At 66.8% G+C, this 18,005-nt stretch carries 14 protein-coding genes; 7 read left to right on the top strand and 7 right to left on the bottom strand.

Annotation, left to right across the window (positions count from 1 at the left end):
* Positions 1 to 350 precede the first annotated feature (350 nt).
* The 6 genes from KA712_19315 to KA712_19290 all read left to right on the top strand — a co-directional run bounded on the left by KA712_19315 (position 351) and on the right by KA712_19290 (position 8,424).
* Positions 351 to 1,823, top strand: coding sequence for a DUF1592 domain-containing protein (locus KA712_19315; GenBank protein ID MCG5055118.1), 1,473 nt, complete (start codon positions 351 to 353; stop codon positions 1,821 to 1,823).
* A complete protein-coding gene (locus tag KA712_19310) occupies positions 1,820 to 3,256 on the top strand; it encodes a DUF1552 domain-containing protein (protein MCG5055117.1) in 1,437 nt (478 codons plus the stop codon). Before KA712_19315 ends, KA712_19310 begins: the two co-directional genes overlap by 4 nt.
* A gap of 94 nt (positions 3,257 to 3,350) precedes the next feature.
* On the top strand, positions 3,351 to 4,439 hold the full coding sequence (locus tag KA712_19305; protein MCG5055116.1) for a hypothetical protein: 1,089 nt from the start codon (positions 3,351 to 3,353) through the stop codon (positions 4,437 to 4,439).
* A 105-nt stretch (positions 4,440 to 4,544) separates the two neighbouring features.
* Positions 4,545 to 5,612 carry a metallophosphoesterase gene (locus tag KA712_19300; protein MCG5055115.1) on the top strand — a complete coding sequence of 356 codons (1,068 nt, stop codon included), beginning with the start codon at positions 4,545 to 4,547 and terminating at the stop codon, positions 5,610 to 5,612.
* Positions 5,613 to 5,619: 7 nt separating this feature from the next.
* Positions 5,620 to 6,999 (top strand): arylsulfotransferase family protein, encoded by a 1,380-nt coding sequence (locus KA712_19295; GenBank protein ID MCG5055114.1) that lies wholly within the window; start codon positions 5,620 to 5,622, stop codon positions 6,997 to 6,999.
* Between the two features lie 123 nt (positions 7,000 to 7,122).
* The gene (locus KA712_19290; GenBank protein ID MCG5055113.1) at positions 7,123 to 8,424 is read left to right on the top strand and encodes a hypothetical protein; all 1,302 of its coding nucleotides are present in this window, start codon (positions 7,123 to 7,125) and stop codon (positions 8,422 to 8,424) included.
* Positions 8,425 to 8,428: 4 nt separating this feature from the next.
* Here KA712_19290 and KA712_19285 read toward each other — a convergent pair whose 3' ends face one another.
* The 5 genes from KA712_19285 to KA712_19265 all read right to left on the bottom strand — a co-directional run bounded on the left by KA712_19285 (position 8,429) and on the right by KA712_19265 (position 12,753).
* Complete coding sequence (locus KA712_19285) at positions 8,429 to 8,935, bottom strand: low molecular weight phosphotyrosine protein phosphatase (GenBank protein ID MCG5055112.1); 507 nt, start codon at positions 8,933 to 8,935, stop codon at positions 8,429 to 8,431.
* Positions 8,932 to 10,347 carry a tRNA (N6-isopentenyl adenosine(37)-C2)-methylthiotransferase MiaB gene (gene miaB / locus KA712_19280; GenBank protein MCG5055111.1) on the bottom strand — a complete coding sequence of 472 codons (1,416 nt, stop codon included), beginning with the start codon at positions 10,345 to 10,347 and terminating at the stop codon, positions 8,932 to 8,934. The genes KA712_19285 and miaB overlap by 4 nt, the downstream gene beginning before the upstream one ends.
* A 115-nt stretch (positions 10,348 to 10,462) precedes the next feature.
* Positions 10,463 to 10,771 (bottom strand): hypothetical protein, encoded by a 309-nt coding sequence (locus tag KA712_19275; protein ID MCG5055110.1) that lies wholly within the window; start codon positions 10,769 to 10,771, stop codon positions 10,463 to 10,465.
* A 63-nt stretch (positions 10,772 to 10,834) separates the two neighbouring features.
* Positions 10,835 to 11,422, bottom strand: a complete 588-nt coding sequence (locus tag KA712_19270; protein ID MCG5055109.1) for a J domain-containing protein — start codon at positions 11,420 to 11,422, stop codon at positions 10,835 to 10,837.
* 92 nt (positions 11,423 to 11,514) lie between these two features.
* Positions 11,515 to 12,753: a hypothetical protein gene (locus KA712_19265; GenBank protein ID MCG5055108.1), complete on the bottom strand. Its 1,239-nt coding sequence runs from the start codon at positions 12,751 to 12,753 to the stop codon at positions 11,515 to 11,517.
* Positions 12,754 to 12,967: 214 nt separating this feature from the next.
* Here KA712_19265 and KA712_19260 point away from each other — a divergent pair, with 214 nt between their 5' ends.
* Entirely contained in the window at positions 12,968 to 14,512 is a 1,545-nt protein-coding gene (locus KA712_19260) for a DASS family sodium-coupled anion symporter (GenBank protein MCG5055107.1), read from the top strand.
* A 9-nt stretch (positions 14,513 to 14,521) separates the two neighbouring features.
* Here KA712_19260 and KA712_19255 read toward each other — a convergent pair whose 3' ends face one another.
* Positions 14,522 to 15,046 carry a bifunctional adenosylcobinamide kinase/adenosylcobinamide-phosphate guanylyltransferase gene (locus KA712_19255; GenBank protein ID MCG5055106.1) on the bottom strand — a complete coding sequence of 175 codons (525 nt, stop codon included), beginning with the start codon at positions 15,044 to 15,046 and terminating at the stop codon, positions 14,522 to 14,524.
* A gap of 103 nt (positions 15,047 to 15,149) precedes the next feature.
* Positions 15,150 to 17,984: a vitamin B12-dependent ribonucleotide reductase gene (locus tag KA712_19250; GenBank protein MCG5055105.1), complete on the bottom strand. Its 2,835-nt coding sequence runs from the start codon at positions 17,982 to 17,984 to the stop codon at positions 15,150 to 15,152.
* Positions 17,985 to 18,005: the final 21 nt, after the last annotated feature.

Here is an 18,005-nt window from a genome sequence, read left to right as displayed (position 1 = left end):
CCATCGCGCCGGGGGGGCCAGCCTCCCCTCGCTCCCCGACGAAATTGCGCTTTGTGAAGCTCTTGGGGCTCCATGCACATGTACAATTGTATGTTCGCCTTGCTCTCCATGGCGCATGGCGCTATTCGGCGCCTGCTGCACCGAAAGAAGTTCCGCACGGATGCAAAATCGGCTTTTTGCGAGTCTCTGCCTGCTGGTGGGTGCTGCCTGCACGGGCAGCGTGGCTGACTCACAGTCCGACGTGGACCCTGACCTTCGGGCCGGTGGCGGGGGGGGGCACACCCTCCGGCGCTGCCGGCGCTCCAGCCGGCGGCGGAGCGGGGGGACAGGGCGCGCCCCGAGCCTGCGCGGTGGCCTCGCCGGGGGCGGTTCCGCTCAAGCGCCTCAGCCGCACTGAACACCTGCGGGTTCTGAAGAGCCTTTTCGGCGATCTTTCCGGGATCGCCCTCGAGCTTCCCGATGACCCCTCGGCCGGCGGCTTCGAGAACAACGCCGAGGCGCTTGGCCCCAACAACCTGTGGTGGCGTGACGCCTTCGCCGTGGCGCAGACCGTGGCGCAGGCCAAGGCCGAGAGCGCGATCGCGCCGCTTGGGTGTGGCCCGCAGGTCCAAGACCGCTTGTCCTGCGGACAACGCTTCGTTCGCGAGTTCGGACGCCGCGTTTTCCGTCGGCCGCTTTCATCGGAAGAGGAGACGGCCTATGGGCGGTTCTTCGCGCAGACGCCAGGTGTGGCCTCCGATGAGGCCTGGCAGGCTTCGGTCCAGCTCACCGTGCAGGCAATGCTGGTGTCGCCTCAATTCCTTTACCATTTCGAGTGGGCGAACGGGGGCGCGGCGCATGGCTACGATGTGGCGAGCCGGTTGTCGTTTTTTCTTTGGCAATCCGGACCGGACGACGAACTGCTCGCAGCGGCGGAGGACGGACAGCTCGACACGAAAGAGGGTGTGGCCGCGCAGGTGGCTCGCCTCGTCGCTTCGGAGCGCGCGCGCACCGCCTTCGAGGACATCGCCCGGCAATGGCTGGACATCGATCGGCTGGACCGGGTCAACAAGCTACCGGAGGACGCGTTCGGCGAGTTGCGCTATCCCATGCGGGAGGAGGCGCGGCGGTTTGTCGGCACTCTTTTCGAGGAGGGCGGCTCGCTTGCTGACCTCGTCACGTCGCGCACCTCGTTCGTGGATGCGCGGCTGGCTCCGCTTTACGGGGTGGCGCCTCCCCCTGAAGGCTGGGTCCGTCGCACCCTTCCCGAAGAGCGGAGCGCCGGCATCCTGACTCAGTCAGCGTTCCTTGCGAGCCATGCGCATCCTCTCGCCCCATCGCCCGTGCTGCGAGGGGTCTTCGTGTTGGGCCGCTTGCTCTGCCAGCGCATCCCCAATCCTGAGGCGGGCGTGGACGTCACGCCGCCCGCCATTCCGGAAGGGTCGACCAACCGGCAGGCCTACGTGGCGAAGACCGAAGTGGATCGCTGTAAATCGTGCCACACGCTCATCAACTACCACGGCTACCCCTTCGAAAACTTCGATACCCTTGGGCGCTACCGAGACAAGGATGGCCAAAGGGCGGTTGATGCCACGGGGGTCGTGCTCGAGGGGCCCGTTTCCGGGGCACGAGCGTTCGCAGAGGCGCTGGCGAAAGAGCCTACTTATCTTGGTTGTGTGGCACGATTCTTCTCCCACTACGCCATGGGCGGTGCGGGTTATGCCCAGGACGAATGCTGGCAAGAACGGTTGGCTGAGGTGGTCAACCCCAGCACGGAGCTTCGGGCGCTCATGCGCGACATTGCCACGGACCCGATGTTCGTGAAGCAGGAGGTGGCACCATGAACCGAAGGCGGCTGCTCCAGGCGGCGGGCTTGACGGGCTTTGCGTCGGCATGGGCGGGCAGACGGGGCGCTGCGCATGCGGCCGGGCCCCCGACGAGGCTTGGCATTCTTTCCACCGATCACGGTGTCGTGGCCGACGGTTTTTTCTTTCGCAAGGGCGCCTTGCCCACGGACAAGGCGTGGTCGTTCTCTTTGGCGGACATGGCCGAGTCCGACTTCTCGCCGGCTCTACGTCCGCTGTGGCGTCATCGCAACAAGCTCATCATCATCGAAGGGCTCAGCCACTACGTGTCCTTCGACGACAAGGAGGGGGACGACCACGCACGTGGGCACTTGGCATTGCTGACAGGCAACCGCGGGGTGAGCACCTTCGATGGGGTCAAGTCATTGGCGGCCAGCGCTTCCCTCGACCAGATCGTCGCGTCGGCCCTGCGCAAACGAGAGGCCTCGCTCACCGAGTTCACCTCCGTTTTCGTGGGGCGCCTCAACCGGCCTTTTCCCTTTCATCACTTCGTCTACGCTGACCGCGCAGGTGCCATCGAGAAGGTGCCGCTGGAATACGATCTGCCGAAGCTGACGAGCCGCTTGTTCGGAGGTGTTTCAAAGGGGGGGCCAACACCTCCAAGCCTCGTGACGGCGAACCAGGGCAGCGTGCTTGATTTGGTGAAGTCCGAAACTGTGCGCCTGTCCGCCAACCTTTCGGCGAGCGACAAGCGTCGGCTCTCCGCGCATCAAGACCTGGTGCGCGATCTCGAAAACACCATCCAGAGGCTGGCGACGCTGCAGTGTGAAGGGCCTGCCCCTGTGGAGGTCGGCATTGGATGGAACGGGGATGACATCCCTCACTACACGGCGGCCAATCAGGCGATTGTGCGCCTGGCCGCCGCGGCGTTTGCGTGTGACCTCACACGTGTTTTTCACTTCCGGCAGTTCGAGGTGCCCAAGTCCATGCTGGGGGCCAAAGGCGACCTGCACAACGACTACGCCCACCGGGCCAACGTGGAACCTGGTGCCAAGGTCGTCATGCAGAAATACGATCGCATGAACATGGACGACTTGGCGAAGTGGGCTGACGCTTTGGATGCGATGCCGAATGGGGCCGGGGGCACGCTGCTCGACAGTTCGGTGTTGTTCTGGGGAAGTGAACTCGCCGATGGCAACCACGCCCATGCGCCCTGGCCTGCCATTTTGGTGGGTGGGGCCAATGGCGCGTTCAGGACGGGGCAGTATCACTTCTTCCCGAACGAGCTTCGGTTCCCAGCCTCCGCGCCCTCGTACACAGACGATCGCCGGGTCGGCAAACCGCACAACCACCTGCTCGTGTCGTTGGCTCAGGCCATGGGCGTGTCCATCGATCGCGTGGGGCTCGCTTCGATACAAGGCAAGGACGGTCCCGTGTCACTCGAGGGTCGTTTGGAGCTCTTGCACCGCTAGCTGACCTCCTGCGCCGAGGCTCGTCGCCTCACCGGCTCGGGCCTGCCGGATCCGCTGGGCCGATTCACCGAGGTCCGTGTGTTAGGCTTGGCACATGTCTTCCCGCGGGAGCCACGACGGGGACAGGGCCGACGCACCCAGCCGGCCCCTCGTGGTCACCGTGGCGCTGATCGGGTTTGCCGTCTTGGCGGCTGCGGCAGTGGGCGCCGTGTTGCTGGTGCTTCGTCACGGTGTGGGAGGCCCCCTCCGGCAGCACGTGGAGCGTGCGTCGTCCGTGGGAAAAGAGCTGGCCTCTGGCGGCAGGAACACGTCCTCGAGAGAAGGCGCCGCGCGCGCCCAGGTGGCCGAGACCGAGCTTCCTATCTTGCCTGCCACAGGGCCCGATGCGGGTGGCTTTCCGTCCCCTTCCGCTTTCGCACAGCTGCTGGCGCCGGCGGACGCGGGGCCTACGACGTCCCAGGATGACCCCGCGCCGGTTCCCCAGGAACCGCTGGCCCCACCGCTCGTGCCCCTCCCCGACGCCGGCGACGTGCCCGACGAAGACGCCCCCCCTCTTTCGGAAGGCCCCAGGCTGTCTGGGGGCGGTGAGCCAGCCCCCGGGCCCCCCCCTCCGGGCGAAGGCCCACGAACGCCAGCGCCCGGCGAGGCGTCAGCGCCCGGTGAGGCGCCAGCGCCCGGCGAGACCCCTGCTCTCGTCTTGGACGAAGGGGCGGAGCCCGAGGCCTACGAGCCAAGCGCAGCGCAACACCCCGACTGGGTGGTGCCCGTGGCGGCGGTGACTTTGGCAGGAGCGGGGCGGCAGCCTCGGGACGAAGCGGGTGCTGGGCCCTCGGGGCAGCGGTTGCGAGGCGGTGCCACGGAGCCCCCCGCGCCGTGGGCCACGCGCCCCCCGAGCCCCGGCTTGACGGAGCCCCCCGCGCCGTGGGCGACACGCCCCCCGAGCCCTGGGCTGACAGACCCGCCCGCACCGTGGGCCACACGCCCTCCGAGCCCTGGCTTGACGGACCCGCCCGCACCGTGGGCCACACGCCCTCCAAGTCCTGGCTTGACGGCGCCGCCCGCGCCGTGGACTCATGCGCCTCCCTATCCCGCCGCCAGCCCTCCGCCGAGCCCCCAGCTGAGGGTGCCAAGCGGTGGCCTCTTCGGCCCCCCGCCGCCTGCTGATCGCCAAGACGATCGCTAAGGTGGCGGGAACCGCGGGTCCGTTGCAGGGCCGCAACCAAGTCCTCACGCAGCGTTTTCTTGGGGGCCATCAAGGCTTCCAGGGAGCGCTTTAGCGTGTGGCCCCATGTCCAAGCCCCGCCAAAGCTTCGTCGCACGGACGAGCCGCCGCGCGGCGTTCGTGCTGACTTTGGGCCTCGTGATCGGGTGGGCCTGGGGGCAATCGTCGGGGGGCTTACCGCCGAAGACGCAGCACGCGCACCTGACGGCGCTGTCAACAAGCCCCCTGCACGCGGCGTTGGCTCCCGGATCGTCCCTGGTGGCCGTGTTGCCCGACACACAAATCTACGCCTTGAAGCACCCGGAGCTGTTTCGCGCTCAAACCGCGTTTCTCGCCGAGAACGCCTTCCGACTCGACATCCGTTACGCCATTCATCTCGGCGACATCGTTCACGAGAACACCGAAACCGAATGGCGGGTGGCTGAGGCCGCCTTGCAGCGCCTGCACGGCGTCGTGCCCCTGGCGATCGTGCCGGGAAATCACGATTACGGTGAAGGGGGCCTGGCGAACACCCGCGACACCCCCTTGAACCAGCACCTCTCGTTCACCCGGGCGGCGGCGATGCCCACGTTCGCCGAGGCGTTCGAGGGGGGGCACCTCGAGAACACCGCCCACCTGTTTTCCATCGGGCGGCACGCCTTCGTCTTGCTGGCGCTCGAGTGGGGCCCGCGGGACGAGGTGTTGTCGTGGGCGAATCAGGTGATGCGCCGGTATCCCGAGCGGCTCGGCATCCTCGCCACCCACGCCTACCTCGATCACGACGACCGACGGCAGGACCAGAGCGACCCTCATCGCGACCAGCGGCACAACCCTCACAGCTACCCCACGCCTGGCCGGGTGAACGACGGCGAGGAGATCTGGCAAAAGCTCGTGCGACACCACCGCTTCGTCCTCACTCTCAGCGGTCACGTGTTGGGTGATGGAACCGGACACCTCGTCAGCCGCACGGATGTTGGAACGGAGTGCCACCAAATCCTCGCGAACTATCAGACCCAAAGCCGCGGGGGCGACGCGTTCATGCGGCTCCTCGAGTTCCTGCAGGACAGCCGAACCGTCCGCGTGCTGGCGTACTCTCCGGCTCGAGATCAGCTCATCTCTTCACCGGACCAAAGCTTTGTCTTCACGTTGCCGTGATCCTCGCTTGCCGCGGCTCGGCCGGGCACGCGAGCTCGTGCTGGGGCTGTGCCTGCTCTCGTCATCGTGTCAACGACGGGACGAAGCGGCGCAGGCGCGCCACGCTCTCGCGAGTCTTCCTTATTTGGCCGAGGTGCCTGTAAAACCCGAGCATGCCCACAAGGCCGGCGTGGTCCTTCACGACGCCGCTTCCGCGGTGCCTGGCCTGAATCTGTACACGTCCAAGCGATGGACGGAGGCCCGTCTGGTGGACATGGAGGGCCGCGTGGTCCACGTGGTGCGGGGCGAGCCTTCGCCGCCTCTCTCAGCCACGATCGCCCCACGCATTCAGGAGGTCCTCGGCGGCTGGATGCACGTCGAACTTGGTCCCTCTGGCAACCTGTTCGTCATCGAGGAGATGCGGGCAGTCTCGCAGCGTGACTTGTCCGGCAAGCGCTCGTGGACCGCCGAGATCCCCGCGCACCACGATCTGGCGCCGACGCCCGACGGGCGCGTCTTCGTGCTCTCGGCCACACCCCGGCGCCTCACCGTCGGTGGCCGTGCGGAGACGTTTCTCGACAATGTCATCGTCGAGCTCTCGCCGAAGGGGCGCGTGCGCAGCCGGCGTTCGTTGTTGGACCTTCTGGCCGCTCACCCCGAGACGACGCAGCTGTTGAACGCGGCCCTCGCAAAGCGCGCGGGGTGGTCTTCCGAGGTGAACGAAGGCACGCTGTCACTCGGCAGCGCCCTCGAGCGCCAGCAGGCCTTGCCCGATCTGCAGGCCTATCTTGCTGGCAAGCCCATGCCCGAACGTCTGGCCTGCATGTTGCTGTACCTCACCCCCGCCGACGTGTTGCATACGAACACCCTAGAGCTGCTGCCGCACGATGTGCCGTTGCTGGGACGAAAGGGTGATTTCCTGCTCTCGGTCCGCAACCTGGATCTCGTGCTCGTGATTTCGGCGACGACGTCGCAAGTGTCCTGGCACTTCGGCCCCGGCGAGCTCGAGGAGCAGCATCAACCGTCGTTGCTACCCAACGGCCACGTGCTGGTGTTCGACAACGGTGTGAGGTCCCGGCGTTCCCGCGTGTTGGAGATCGACCCCGCTGATAACCGTATCGTGTGGCGCTACGAGGGGGCCGCGCAGGGCAAAAGCGCGTTCTTCACGCCGTTCATGGGCGGTGCACAGGGGCTCGACGGGGGCAACGTGCTCATCACCGATTCGACGTCGAGCCGCGCCTTCGAGGTGAACCGGGCTGGCGCAATCGTGTGGGATTACTTCGATCCCAGCATGATCGCCGAGAAGCCCACGGAGGCCGCACGCGCCGCCCGTGAACGCAGGACGCTGACGCTTTACCGGGTGGCACGCATCCCGTTTGACGCGCTCCCGAACGCGCTCAGGCCCTGAGGCACCTGCGCAGGTGCACCCAGCGTCGGGTCACGAATCCGTTCGTCCGAGGCAAAGGTTTTGCAACATTTTTGGGAACACCCTCTAGAGAGGGCCGACCCTCGACGATGGCAGGTCTTCCACGTGTTGCGCTTCGTTCTCATCAGCTGTGTGTGTTCGGCCGCCACGGGCGTGGTGGGCTGGAACGTTCGATTTTCGGAGTACTTCGGCCGGGTCGACGCGGAGCCCTGGCAACGCGAACATCCCGCGCCACCCACCCCGCAGGTCCGACCGGGGCCCCACGTCGTCGAGGTGGTGCAGACCCGGCGCATCGTGCCCGGTGAAGGGCTACCGCCCGAGGCCGAGGTGTACACCGCCAACAACAATCTGGACGTGGTCCGGCACACCGACGGCCGGGTCTATCTGGCCTGGCGCACGGCGCCCAGTCACTTCGCAGGTTCCCAGACGGTGATCAACGTGGTGAGCTCCGCCGACGAGGTCTCCTGGCGCTTCGAGTCTCGCTTCGCTCTGGGGACGGATCTGCGTGAGCCCCGGTTTTTGCCGATGGGCGATCGCTTGCTGCTTTATGTCTCGCGGCTTGGCTCGAACCCCTTCGACTTCGAGCCGGCAGGGATGAGCGTGTCGGAACGCGACGCCGGCGGTCGCTGGGGGGCGCTGCAGGCCACGGGGCCCACGGGTTTCATTGGGTGGCGTGCCCGGTGGGTGGCGGGCCGGGCGCTCATGATCGGCTACGTCGGCGGCGGCAGCATCTACAGCCTTACGCGCGAGCCGTTGAGCTTGCGCGTGCTCACCACCCACGACGGCCTCACATGGCAACCCGCCTTCGGCACGCGGGCGGAGGTGCTCCGTGGCGGCGGCAGTGAGGCTGATTTTCACATCGACGCCGACGGCCGCCTCACGGCGCTGGTGCGCAACGAGGCAGGTGACGAAGGTGGCTTTGGCTCGAAGCTTTGTGCGGCGGAGCCCGAAGCGCCTGCCCAGTGGCGTTGCCGAGACGATCAGCGCAAGTTCGACTCGCCGTTGCTCTTCTCCCATGACGGCCAGGTCTACGCGGTGGCGCGCCGCAACCGCACGCTCGATGGGCTCTACGATGTGGCGCGCGGGCCCTGGTGGTGGCGTCTGGCCCGCAATCAGCTGGACTACATCACCACGGCGAAGCGTTGTGCCTTGTGGCGGCTCGATCCTGCGCACCAGACGATCGATTTCGTTTTGGATCTTCCATCCCGCGGGGACACCTGCTTCGCGTCGGTGCTCCCGGGACGCACGCCAAGCGAGGTCGTGCTTTACGATTATTCATCACCGCTCGATGGACCCGATCTGCCGTGGGCAGCCGGCCAGCGACGGCCCACGTATATTTACCGTCACGTGTTGGCGTTCTCGCCAGGCCGAGACGCCCCCGTGCGGGAGGTTGATACGGCGCCGTGAGGCTTCAGCGGGCCCTGGGGGGCTCCGGGGGCTCGGTCAGGGTGCGGAGCAAGCCTTCGCAGGCGGCCACGCAGATGTCGAACACGTGATCGAAGCCCTCGGACCCTCCATAGTAGGGATCGGGCACCTCGGCCTGCGGCGGGCTTTGCGAATCGAAGCTCCGCAGCAAGGCCACTTTGTTCCGAGCCTCGGCGCTGGGCGCGAGCGCCAGCAGTTCGTCGCGGTTCGCGCGGTCCATGGCCAGCAGGTAATCGAAGCGGATGAAGTCATCTTTGGTCACTTGCCGCGCGCGTCCTCCCAGGGGCATGCCGCGCCTGGCGCCCACGGCGGCGCTGCGCCTGTCGGGGGGCTCACCTGCGTGCCAGGCCCCCGTGCCGGCGCTGTCGATAAAGAAGCGCTCGTGCACCCCGTGCTGTGCGCAGAGCGCGCGCATCACGGCCTCGGCCGTGGGCGAGCGGCAAATGTTCCCCAGGCATACGAAGAGCACGCGGATGGGCTCGGCAGAGCTCACACACCCTCCACGGGGCGGCCGTAAAGCGTTGCGGTGGTGGTGCCCGTGATCTCGACGTCCACGAGATCGCCGGGCTTGAAGCCGGCGGCCGGAATCACCACGGAACGAAACGCGCTGGTCCGCGCCAGGAACTCCTCGGCCGAGCGCCGAGAGGTGGTCTCCACCAGCACCCGTTGGCGGGTGCCCACCTGGGCCTGGCTGATCTCGGTGCTGATTTGGCGCTGCAGGGTGATCATCTCTGCCAGCCGCCGTTGCTTGACCCCTTCGGGCACCGTGTCGGGCATCTTGCGCGCGGCCACCGTGCCCTCGCGCTCCGAATACGCGAAGGTAAAGGCGTTATCGAAGCGCAATTCGGCCATCGCGTCGATCGTGGCACGAAACTCTTCGTCGCTTTCGTCACAGAAGCCCACCATCAAGTCCGTGGTGATCCCGATGTCCGGCATGGCGGCCCGGAGCTTGCTCACGAGCGTACGAAAGGTGGCGTAGTCGTACCCGCGCCGCATGCGCTCGAGCACGCTGTCCGAGCCCGACTGCAGGGGGAGGTGAACGTGCTTGCAGACCTTGTCCGTCTCGGCCATGGCCGCGATGACATCGTCCGAAAAGTCGAGCGGGTAGGGTGAGGTGAAGCGGATCCGCTCGAGGCCTTCCACCTGGGCCACGCTGCGGAGCAAGTCCGCGAACGTGACGTCTTCGTAGCGGTACGAGTTGACCGTTTGCCCGAGGAGCTGCACCTCCTTGTATCCCGCCTCGGCCATGGCCCGCGCCTGCCGCAAGATCTCGCGGGGCGCCGCGCCCCGCTCCCGCCCCCGGGTGTAGGGCACGATGCAGAAGGTGCAGAACTTGTCGCAGCCGCGCTGGATCGTGATGTGTCCGGTGACCCCGCCGGTCATCTGACGGTCCGGATCGAGCCCTTCGTAGGTTTCGTAGCGGTCGAGCTTGGTGTCTTCGACGCTCTGGCCGGTGCGGGCGCGATCGACATGTTCCAGGAGGCGCCGGTAGGCATCCGGGCCGATCACCAGGTCCACCGCGGGCGCTTTTTCCTGAAGCTTGCCCTTGAGGTGCTCGGCCATGCAGCCCGTCACGCCCAACACCACGTTCTTGCGGCGCTTGAGGTGCGCCAGCGCGCCCACCCGGCCATAGACCCGCTCTTCGGCCTTCTCTCGGACGGCGCAGGTGTTAATCAAAATGAGGTCCGCCTGCGCAGGATCCTCCGTACGCCCGTAGCCTGCCCCCGAGAGCATGCCCAGCACCATCTCGGTGTCGGCGACGTTCATCTGGCAGCCGTAGGTCTCCACGTACGCCAGAGGCGAGCCGGCGGTGGCCCCGGGCTCCATGTGGGAGGGGGCCGGGGCCGGAGCTTCGGAAGCCCCAGGACCGGGAGCGTGACGGCGAATGTGCACCAGGTTGGACATGTGGCGGGCAGGGCGCGCGAAGCGCAGCGGGGCGCTTTATAGCCGAACCGGCGGCGGGGGGCCAATCCCTCGCCAGCCACGACCTTCTGCGCAAGGCGCCCTGCCGGAGCGCGGCTCAGGCCGAGGGCTTGGTGGGTGTAGGCAAAAGCCCTGGCTTGGGCTGCCACCCGGGCAGCCGCTGCCAGCCCCGCTTGGCGAGCTCTGTCTCGGCCTCTTCGAGGCGCTCCTGGTTCACGAGCACCGTCATCTCGTCCGAAACCTTGAACTTCGTTTCATTCGTGACGGGCACGGCCTTGCCGCCGCGCACGCGCACCAGCCGGGCGAAGACCCCCTGCGGCAGCTCGGACAGCGTGATCGGGAGCGCGTCCGAAGCGGGTGTCCCCGCGAGGCGGTACTGCACGAGGGTCGCGAGGCCCTTGCGCATGCGGCACGACGGTTCGTTACACGGTGGCGGGACGGACGTCGCTCGAGGGGGCCCTGGCGCGCCTCACACCTTGGGAAGAGGCCGCGTTCCTCGTTGGGCCGCGATGCGCGCGAAGGCCGCGTTGAGACGGCGGCTCTCATCGGCCGCCACGGCCTGGATGCGGCTGCCCGCGCGCATGAACTTGTCCGGGTGGTACTCGGCCAGCTTGGCTCGCCAGGCGGCCCGTACCTGCTCGAGCGAAGCGGCGGGAGACACGCCCAGCACCGAAAACGGATCGCCACCCTCGTCGTCTTCCCAGCGCGGCTGGTCGCTTCGTCCCAGGCGGGGGCTCAGGCCCGACGAGAGCAAACCGAACACGGCGCCCACGGGATCGGAGGCCTCCGCGGGCACACGCCCTGCTACACGGCCGGCGATGAACACCACGCTGTCTCCCAGCCTCACGGCGCGGTCTTCGAGGGGCAGGGCCTCGGGTGGAGCGACCACGCAGGCCACCCGGTAGGGCAAGGCGTTGAGCGCTTCGCGCAGAGCGCTGGGGAACATCGAGGGCAGGGCCAGCGCCCGCACCCTCACCACCGCCGCCGAAGCTGACGAGGGATCGAGCACCCGGCGCAGCGACTGCGCGTCAGAGCAGCAGAACACACCGAACCCCACACGGAACTCCTACCCGATGGCCCAAGGGGTCGCAAGACCCGGGTGCCGCATCCGGCGTGCAGCCGGCGCAGCCCCGCGTCAAAAGGGGCGGCTCAAAAGACGTACTGGGCCTGGGCGACGATGAACCACGCTGACGGCTGCGTGCGCGCGGAGCGCCTCGTCACGACCAGGGTGAGCCGCCGCGCATCGAACCCGTCGTCTCTGCTGACCCCTTCGAGGGCCAGGCGCGCAGCCTCCCACGCCGACAAGCTGAAAGAACCGCCCACCGAGGCGAACCAGGCACGGCCCTGTGTGGGATCGACGCCCAGGAGGTCCGTGGTGAGCGTTTCCACTTGAGCAAAGGTCTCGAACGAGGCCCGGGGCCTCCACGCCGCCAGGACGTTGTGACCCAGCACATGCTGTCGCCGTTGCCAGAACGCCGAGGGAAGCACGTCCGCCGCGGCCGCACCGCGAGGAGGCTCATAGAAGATGCCGATCGTGTCGGTCTTGAACCGAAAGCGCGCGTCGCCCGGGCGCGGGTGCCAATAGACGTGCCCGCTCCACGCGAAGAAGTCTCGACCGTGGGGCAGTCCGTCGGGACCCAGAATCGCGGTGGCGGGCCCTGCGGCCCGGTTGTACTCGGCATGGCCTCCCAGCACCAGTGCGCCCGCGTACCGGGTGGGACGGTGCTCGATGAACTGTGACACGGCGAAGCCCCGTCGGGTCCCTCGCAGCGGTTCGGTGCGGGGATCCTCGCGCACGTTCCCCCCAAGCCGCGTCCATGCGCCATCTCCGTTGTGCCACATCGTCCGGAGGGTGAGGGGCCCCGGGCGCCACACCAGTTCCACACCGAAGTCGCGGCCATCGGCACCGCGCGTGTGACGTGCCCAGTGGGAGGCGATGACGGGGAAGTCGACACCGTCCACGTGGTGCAGCCCCTGAAGCGCAAACGACGCGGGTTGCGCCCCCACGAAGCGCCCGACGCGTACGCTCGTCGATGGGCGCAGACGAAAATCGAGAACGCCATCCCACACCTCCGCGCTGCCGTTGTCCGCTGCCACCTGCAGGAAGAACAACACCCGCGGCGACCAAAACGCGTAAAGACGAAGCCGCGCTCGACGCAGGCCTGCGCCCGTGATCGCGCCATCTTTGTCGTGGATGAACGAGAGTCTTGGCTGGAGGGCTCCGCCCACGAGCACGCGTGGCGCTTCCGGTGCCCCCGCTGTATCCCCCGCAAACGCCAGACACGGGCAGGCGAAGGCGAGGACGGCCAGGAACGAAGCGCAAAGCACTCCCTGCGCCCCACGCACGGGTCGCGAAGCCGTCGGCCGAATGAGCACCCGCAACGACAAGTGATCCTACGAAAGCAGAGCCTGCCGCTAGCCGCAAGGCTCTGCGTTGTCACGGGCCACATTGAAACAATCGCGTTTCAGGATGCTCGCATTTCGCGCAGGAAATGCCGCGATTTTTCCTCGTAAACGTAAACACTGCCGTGCCAGCTTCCTTCACGGGCACGGGCCTTCGTGCGGGGTTGCTCATGCGAGTGCGCTTTGGTTTACTGCCGCCGTGACCGAGCCCGACCTAGGCCTGCCCGAGCGACCCCGGCCGCCCGCGTTGGCGCTGCCCACGATGATGTCCGACACACGCCATGCGGTCGCGACTTTGTTTGGACGCCTCGAGATCACCTCGACCAGGCGGTTGCTCTCGTTCTTCGCGTGTCTTGCGGCCGCAGGCCTTGCCACGTGGATGGCGGTACGGTCTCACTCGGGCTTGTCGGCGGCAGGCACACGTGGCTTCTTCATTCTGGTTTTGGCGGCTGCCTTGTGGGTGACGGAGGCGTTGCCCGCGTTCGCCGTTGGTATTCTCGTCATCGCGCTCCAGATCGCGCTACTGGGCCAACCGGGGGGCGTCTTCGTGAAGACATCGCACGACTGGGAGCGCTTCGTGGTGGTCTTGGGCCACCCGCTCATCTGGTTGTTCTTCGGGGGTTTCATCTTGGCCGCAGGGGCGGCGAAGACCGCGCTCGATCGCCGAATGGCGCTGACGCTGCTGCCGTGGCTCGGTCAGCAACGCAAGTGGATCCTGGCCGGGTGCATGGGCCTCACGTTCTCGTTTTCCATGTTCATGTCGAACACGGCCACCACGGCCATGATGCTGGCCCTGCTGGCGCCCTTCGTGGCCGCGTTGCCAGCAGGGGATCGGTACACACGGGCCGTGATCTTGGGCGTGGCCACCTCGGCCAACCTCGGCGGCATGGGGAGCCTCATCGGAACGCCGCCGAACGCGATCGCCGTGGCAGCGCTCGCGCGGAAGGGGGAGAGCGTCAGCTTCCTGCACTGGCTCATCGTGGGCCTGCCACCGGCGCTGCTGATGGCGGGCCTGGCGTGGGCCTTTCTCGTGTTCCGCTACGCGGGTCGCGGGCCGCTGATGGCCGACCCCAGCGCTGAAACCTCGATCGTGCGTGCGCTGCGGGCCTCGGGTGAGTCAGGCGCGCCCCGCTGGCAGCGCTGGGTGACCGTGGCGACCTTCATGGGAACCGTGGGGCTGTGGATGACAGGACAATGGCATGGCCTGCCCACGGCGATCGTCTCCTTCGTGCCCATCGTGGCCTTGACGGCCACAGGCATCCTCGGGCGAGAGGACATGCAGCGTTTGCCCTGGGACGTCCTGTTCCTGCTCGCCGGGGGCTTGGCCCTCGGCGAGATGGTGCAATCCACGGGCGTGGCGACCTGGATCGTCTCCAATCTGCCCCTGGATGGGGTGGGCCCGATCGGGCTTGCGCTCGCGATGACCTACGCCTGTGTGCTCCTGTCGAACCTGATGAGCAACACGGCTGCTGCCAACGTGTTGGTGCCGATCGGTGTCACGTTGGCCGTGGGCTTCGAGGCCCGGGTGGCCATCCCGATCGCCTTCGGTGCCTCCGCCGCCATGGCGCTTCCGATCTCCACGCCGCCGAACGCGCTCGCGTACGCAAGCGGGAAGCTGCAAAGCCGCGACTTCCTCGTCTTGGGGATCGCCGTGGGCCTGCTCATGCCGGCGTTGGGCGTGGGATGGATGACGCTCGTGGAGGCCGTGGGCGTGTCGCCTGAGGGCATGGGTCCCGGGCGCTGAGGCCGTGGGTCATCGCACGCGCAAGGGCACGCCGCTTATCAGCAGCGAGACGTGAGTGGCGCTGCTTGCCAGGATCTGGTTTGCACTCGCCGTTAGACGAAACGCTCGCTTGAGGAGGGGATCTTCGGGAGGACGTGCAAGGCCCACCTCTCGGGTGACCAGCACCACGGGGACGGTGGTGCGGTAGAGCCGGTCGGCCAACTCCTCGACGTCTGCGATGAGCTGGGCGTCACTCAGCTCGGGGTGGGCGGTGAGTCGTTCCTCGATCCATCGAGAAAACCCATCGATCACCACGGAGCCGTAGGGGGCCAAGGCTTCGGGGCTAACCAGATCCGCGACTTTCTCCGGGATGGGCTTGGTGTGCCAGATGGCCTCCTGGTCGCGCCGGTGATGCGCGAGGCGCTTGGCGATGGCGTCATCGGTGTCGAGGCCAAGGCTGACATAGCACCAAGGCGGTGGCCCCAACTCGCACGCACGACGAAGCGCGTAGTTCGATCTGCCAGAGCGAAAGCCGCCAGTGACGAACGTGAACATACGTGGAGGTTACCACAGCCCCCCACGGCAAAGTGCCCGCGAAAACAAAAACCCCGGAGCGCCTGGGGCGGCTCCGGGGTGTTGCCCGCGAGGGTCGTTCAGCTCAGCTGCAGCCGCTGGTCGTGCCGCAGGTGATGCACTTGTGGCAGGAGCCGTTCGGCACCATGATGTCGCCGCACTCGGGACAGGTCGGCGCCTCGCTGCGAGCGATGAAGCCGAACATGGGCCGGCTCTCGAACTTCTCGAGCGGGGCCTTGGTCGCGTCCACCACTTCCACCTTCGGCGCCGGGGTTGACGGCTTCGCCACGATCGCCGCGGCCTTGTCGGCTTTTTCGTTGAGCGAAGGGGCGCCAATGGTGCCGTCCTCGCGCAGGAACTTGGCTTCCAGCCAGCGGAAAATGTAGTCCATGAGCGACGTGGCCCTTGGAATCTCCGGGTTTCCCGTAAAGCCAGCCGGCTCGAAGCGCGTCCTCGAGAACTTGTCCACGAGCAGGCGCAGCGAAACGCCGTGTTGCAGGGCCAAGGACACGGCCGTGGCGAACGAGTCCATCAGACCCGAAATCGTGGAGCCTTCTTTCGCCATCCGTACGAAGATCTCGCCCGGCGCGCCGTCCTCATAGAGGCCGACGTGGATGTAGCCCTCGTGGCCTGCCACCGAGAACTTATGCGTGAGCGAGTGGCGCTCATCCGGCAGCTTCTTGCGAAGCACGACGGCTTCGCCCTTGGCCTTGGCCTTTTGCAGCCCCGGATCGGTTTTGCTCGTGGACAGAGGTTGCGTGCGCTTGCAGCCGTCACGGTAGATGGCCACGGCCTTGAGGCCCGCCTTCCACGACTCGAGGTAGGCTTCCTGTACGTCCTCGACGGACGCATCCGCGGGCAAGTTCACCGTCTTCGAGATGGCGCCCGAGAGAAACGGCTGGGCGGCGGACATCATGCGGATGTGACCCGTGTAGTGAATGGAACGCGTGCCGTTCGCTGCGCGGAAGGCGCAGTCGAAGACAGGCAGGTGATCGGGGTCGAGCCCGGGCGCCCCCTCAATCGTCTCTTCGCGATCCACGTACTCGACGATCTCCTTGCGTTGTCCGTGATCGTAGCCGAGGGCCCTCAACGCCTCGTCGATCGTGTTGTTGACGATCTTGATCATGCCGCCGCCCACGAGGCGCTTGTACTTGATGAGCGCGATGTCGGGCTCGATGCCCGTGGTGTCGCAGTCCATCATGAAGCCGATGGTTCCGGTGGGCGCAAGCACCGTGGCCTGCCCATTGCGGAATCCCGCTTCGGCGCCGATGACGATCGCGTCGTCCCAGGCGTCGCGTGCGGCTTCCCACACGTTGCCGGCCACGAAGGCGCGGTCGATCTTGTCCACGTGGTAGCGGTGCTTCTTCATGACGCCCAGGAAGGGCTGCTCGTTGACGGCGTAGCCCTCGAAGGGGCCCGTGGCGTCGCGCGAGATGCGGGCGCTGGTGCGGTAGGCCCAGCCGGTGAGGATCGAGGTCAAAGCTCCGCACCAGGCGCGGCCCTCTTCCGAGTCATAGGGCAAGCCCATCGACATGAGCAACGAGCCCAAGTTGGCGTAGCCGAGGCCCAAGGGACGGTACTTGTGCGAGTTCTCCGCGATCCGCGGCGTGGGGTACTTGGCGTTGTCGACCAGGATCTCTTGTGCGGTGATCGTGAGTTCGATGGCCTTCTTGTAGCCGTCGACGTCGAACCCACCCTGCTCCGTTTGAAACTTGCGCAGGTTGAGTGAGGCCAGATTGCAGGCCGAGTCGTCGAGGTACATGTACTCGCTGCAGGGATTGCTGGCGTTGATGCGGCCCGAGTTGGGCGACGTGTGCCAGGCGTTGACGGTGGTGTCGAACTGAAGGCCGGGGTCACCGCACTCCCAGGCGGCCTGCGCGATGGCGCGCCACAGTTTCCGCGCCTTGAAGGTATCGACCGGAGCGCCCGTGAGCACGGCGCGCGTCGACCAGTCGTTGTCCTTCTGAACGGCCTCCATGAAGTCGTCGGTGACGCGCACGGAGTTGTTCGAGTTTTGGAAGAAGATCGACTTATAGGCCTCGCCGTCGAATGAGCCGTCGTAGCCCGCATCGATCAGGGCCCACGCCTTCTTCTCTTCTTTGGCCTTGCACCAGATGAACTCTTCTACGTCGGGGTGGTCGACGTTCAGGATCACCATCTTCGCGGCCCGGCGGGTCTTCCCGCCCGACTTGATCACGCCCGCGAAGGCGTCGAATCCGCGCATGAAGCTCACGGGGCCCGAGGCCGTGCCGCCGCCGTTGAGGAACTCGCGCGAAGAGCGGATGGGCGACAGGTTGGTGCCCGTACCCGAGCCGTACTTGAAGAGCATGCCTTCGGTCTTCGCCAGCGTGAGGATGCCCCCCATGGTGTCGTCGACGCTGTTGATGAAGCAGGCTGAACACTGCGGTTCGGCTTCGATGCCCACGTTGAACCACACGGGCGAGTTGAAAGACATCTTCTGGTTGACGATGAGGTGCTTGAGCTCGGCGCGGAACACCTCGGCCGAGGCGCCGTCGGCGAAGTAGCCGTCGGCCAGACCCCAGTTCGTCACCGTGTCGGCCACGCGGTCGATGAGCTGGCGCACGGAGCGCTCACGCTCGGGCGTGCCGGGCTGACCGCGGAAGTATTTCTGGGCAACGACGTTCGTGGCCGTCTGGCTCCAGAACTTGGGCACCTCGATGTCCTTCTGCTCGAAGATGCTCTTGCCGCTCTCGCCGGTGATGGAGGCGGTACGCAGCTCCCACGTGATGCCACCATAGCCGTCGTCGCCCTCGCGGGTGAAGAAGCGCTCGAACGTGAGGCCAGGCCGGGTCTCGCGAGCCTTGGCGTGGCGCGGCGTCAGGGGTCCCTCGGCGTCATCATTCACGACAGTCCCCGTGGTGCGTCCATTGCGGCCTTTACGTGGAACGTTCTCAAGCATGGGCTCTCCTCCTCCCCTATG

Source organism: Myxococcales bacterium (assembly GCA_022184915.1).
In the GTDB taxonomy this organism is placed as follows: Bacteria; Myxococcota_A; Polyangia; order Fen-1088; family Fen-1088; genus JAGTJU01.
This window is presented reverse-complemented; position numbering and strand designations above follow the sequence as displayed.

Bases quoted from the DNA above. Each gene is read 5' to 3' on its own strand.
- KA712_19310 (MCG5055117.1), top strand. From the start codon at position 1,820: ATGAACCGAAGGCGGCTGCTCCAGGCGGCGGGCTTGACGGGCTTTGCG.
- KA712_19305 (MCG5055116.1), top strand. From the start codon at position 3,351: ATGTCTTCCCGCGGGAGCCACGACGGGGACAGGGCCGACGCACCCAGC.
- KA712_19300 (MCG5055115.1), top strand. From the start codon at position 4,545: ATGTCCAAGCCCCGCCAAAGCTTCGTCGCACGGACGAGCCGCCGCGCG.
- miaB (MCG5055111.1), bottom strand. From the start codon at position 10,347: ATGTCCAACCTGGTGCACATTCGCCGTCACGCTCCCGGTCCTGGGGCT.
- KA712_19275 (MCG5055110.1), bottom strand. From the start codon at position 10,771: ATGCGCAAGGGCCTCGCGACCCTCGTGCAGTACCGCCTCGCGGGGACA.
- KA712_19255 (MCG5055106.1), bottom strand. From the start codon at position 15,046: ATGTTCACGTTCGTCACTGGCGGCTTTCGCTCTGGCAGATCGAACTAC.
- KA712_19250 (MCG5055105.1), bottom strand. From the start codon at position 17,984: ATGCTTGAGAACGTTCCACGTAAAGGCCGCAATGGACGCACCACGGGG.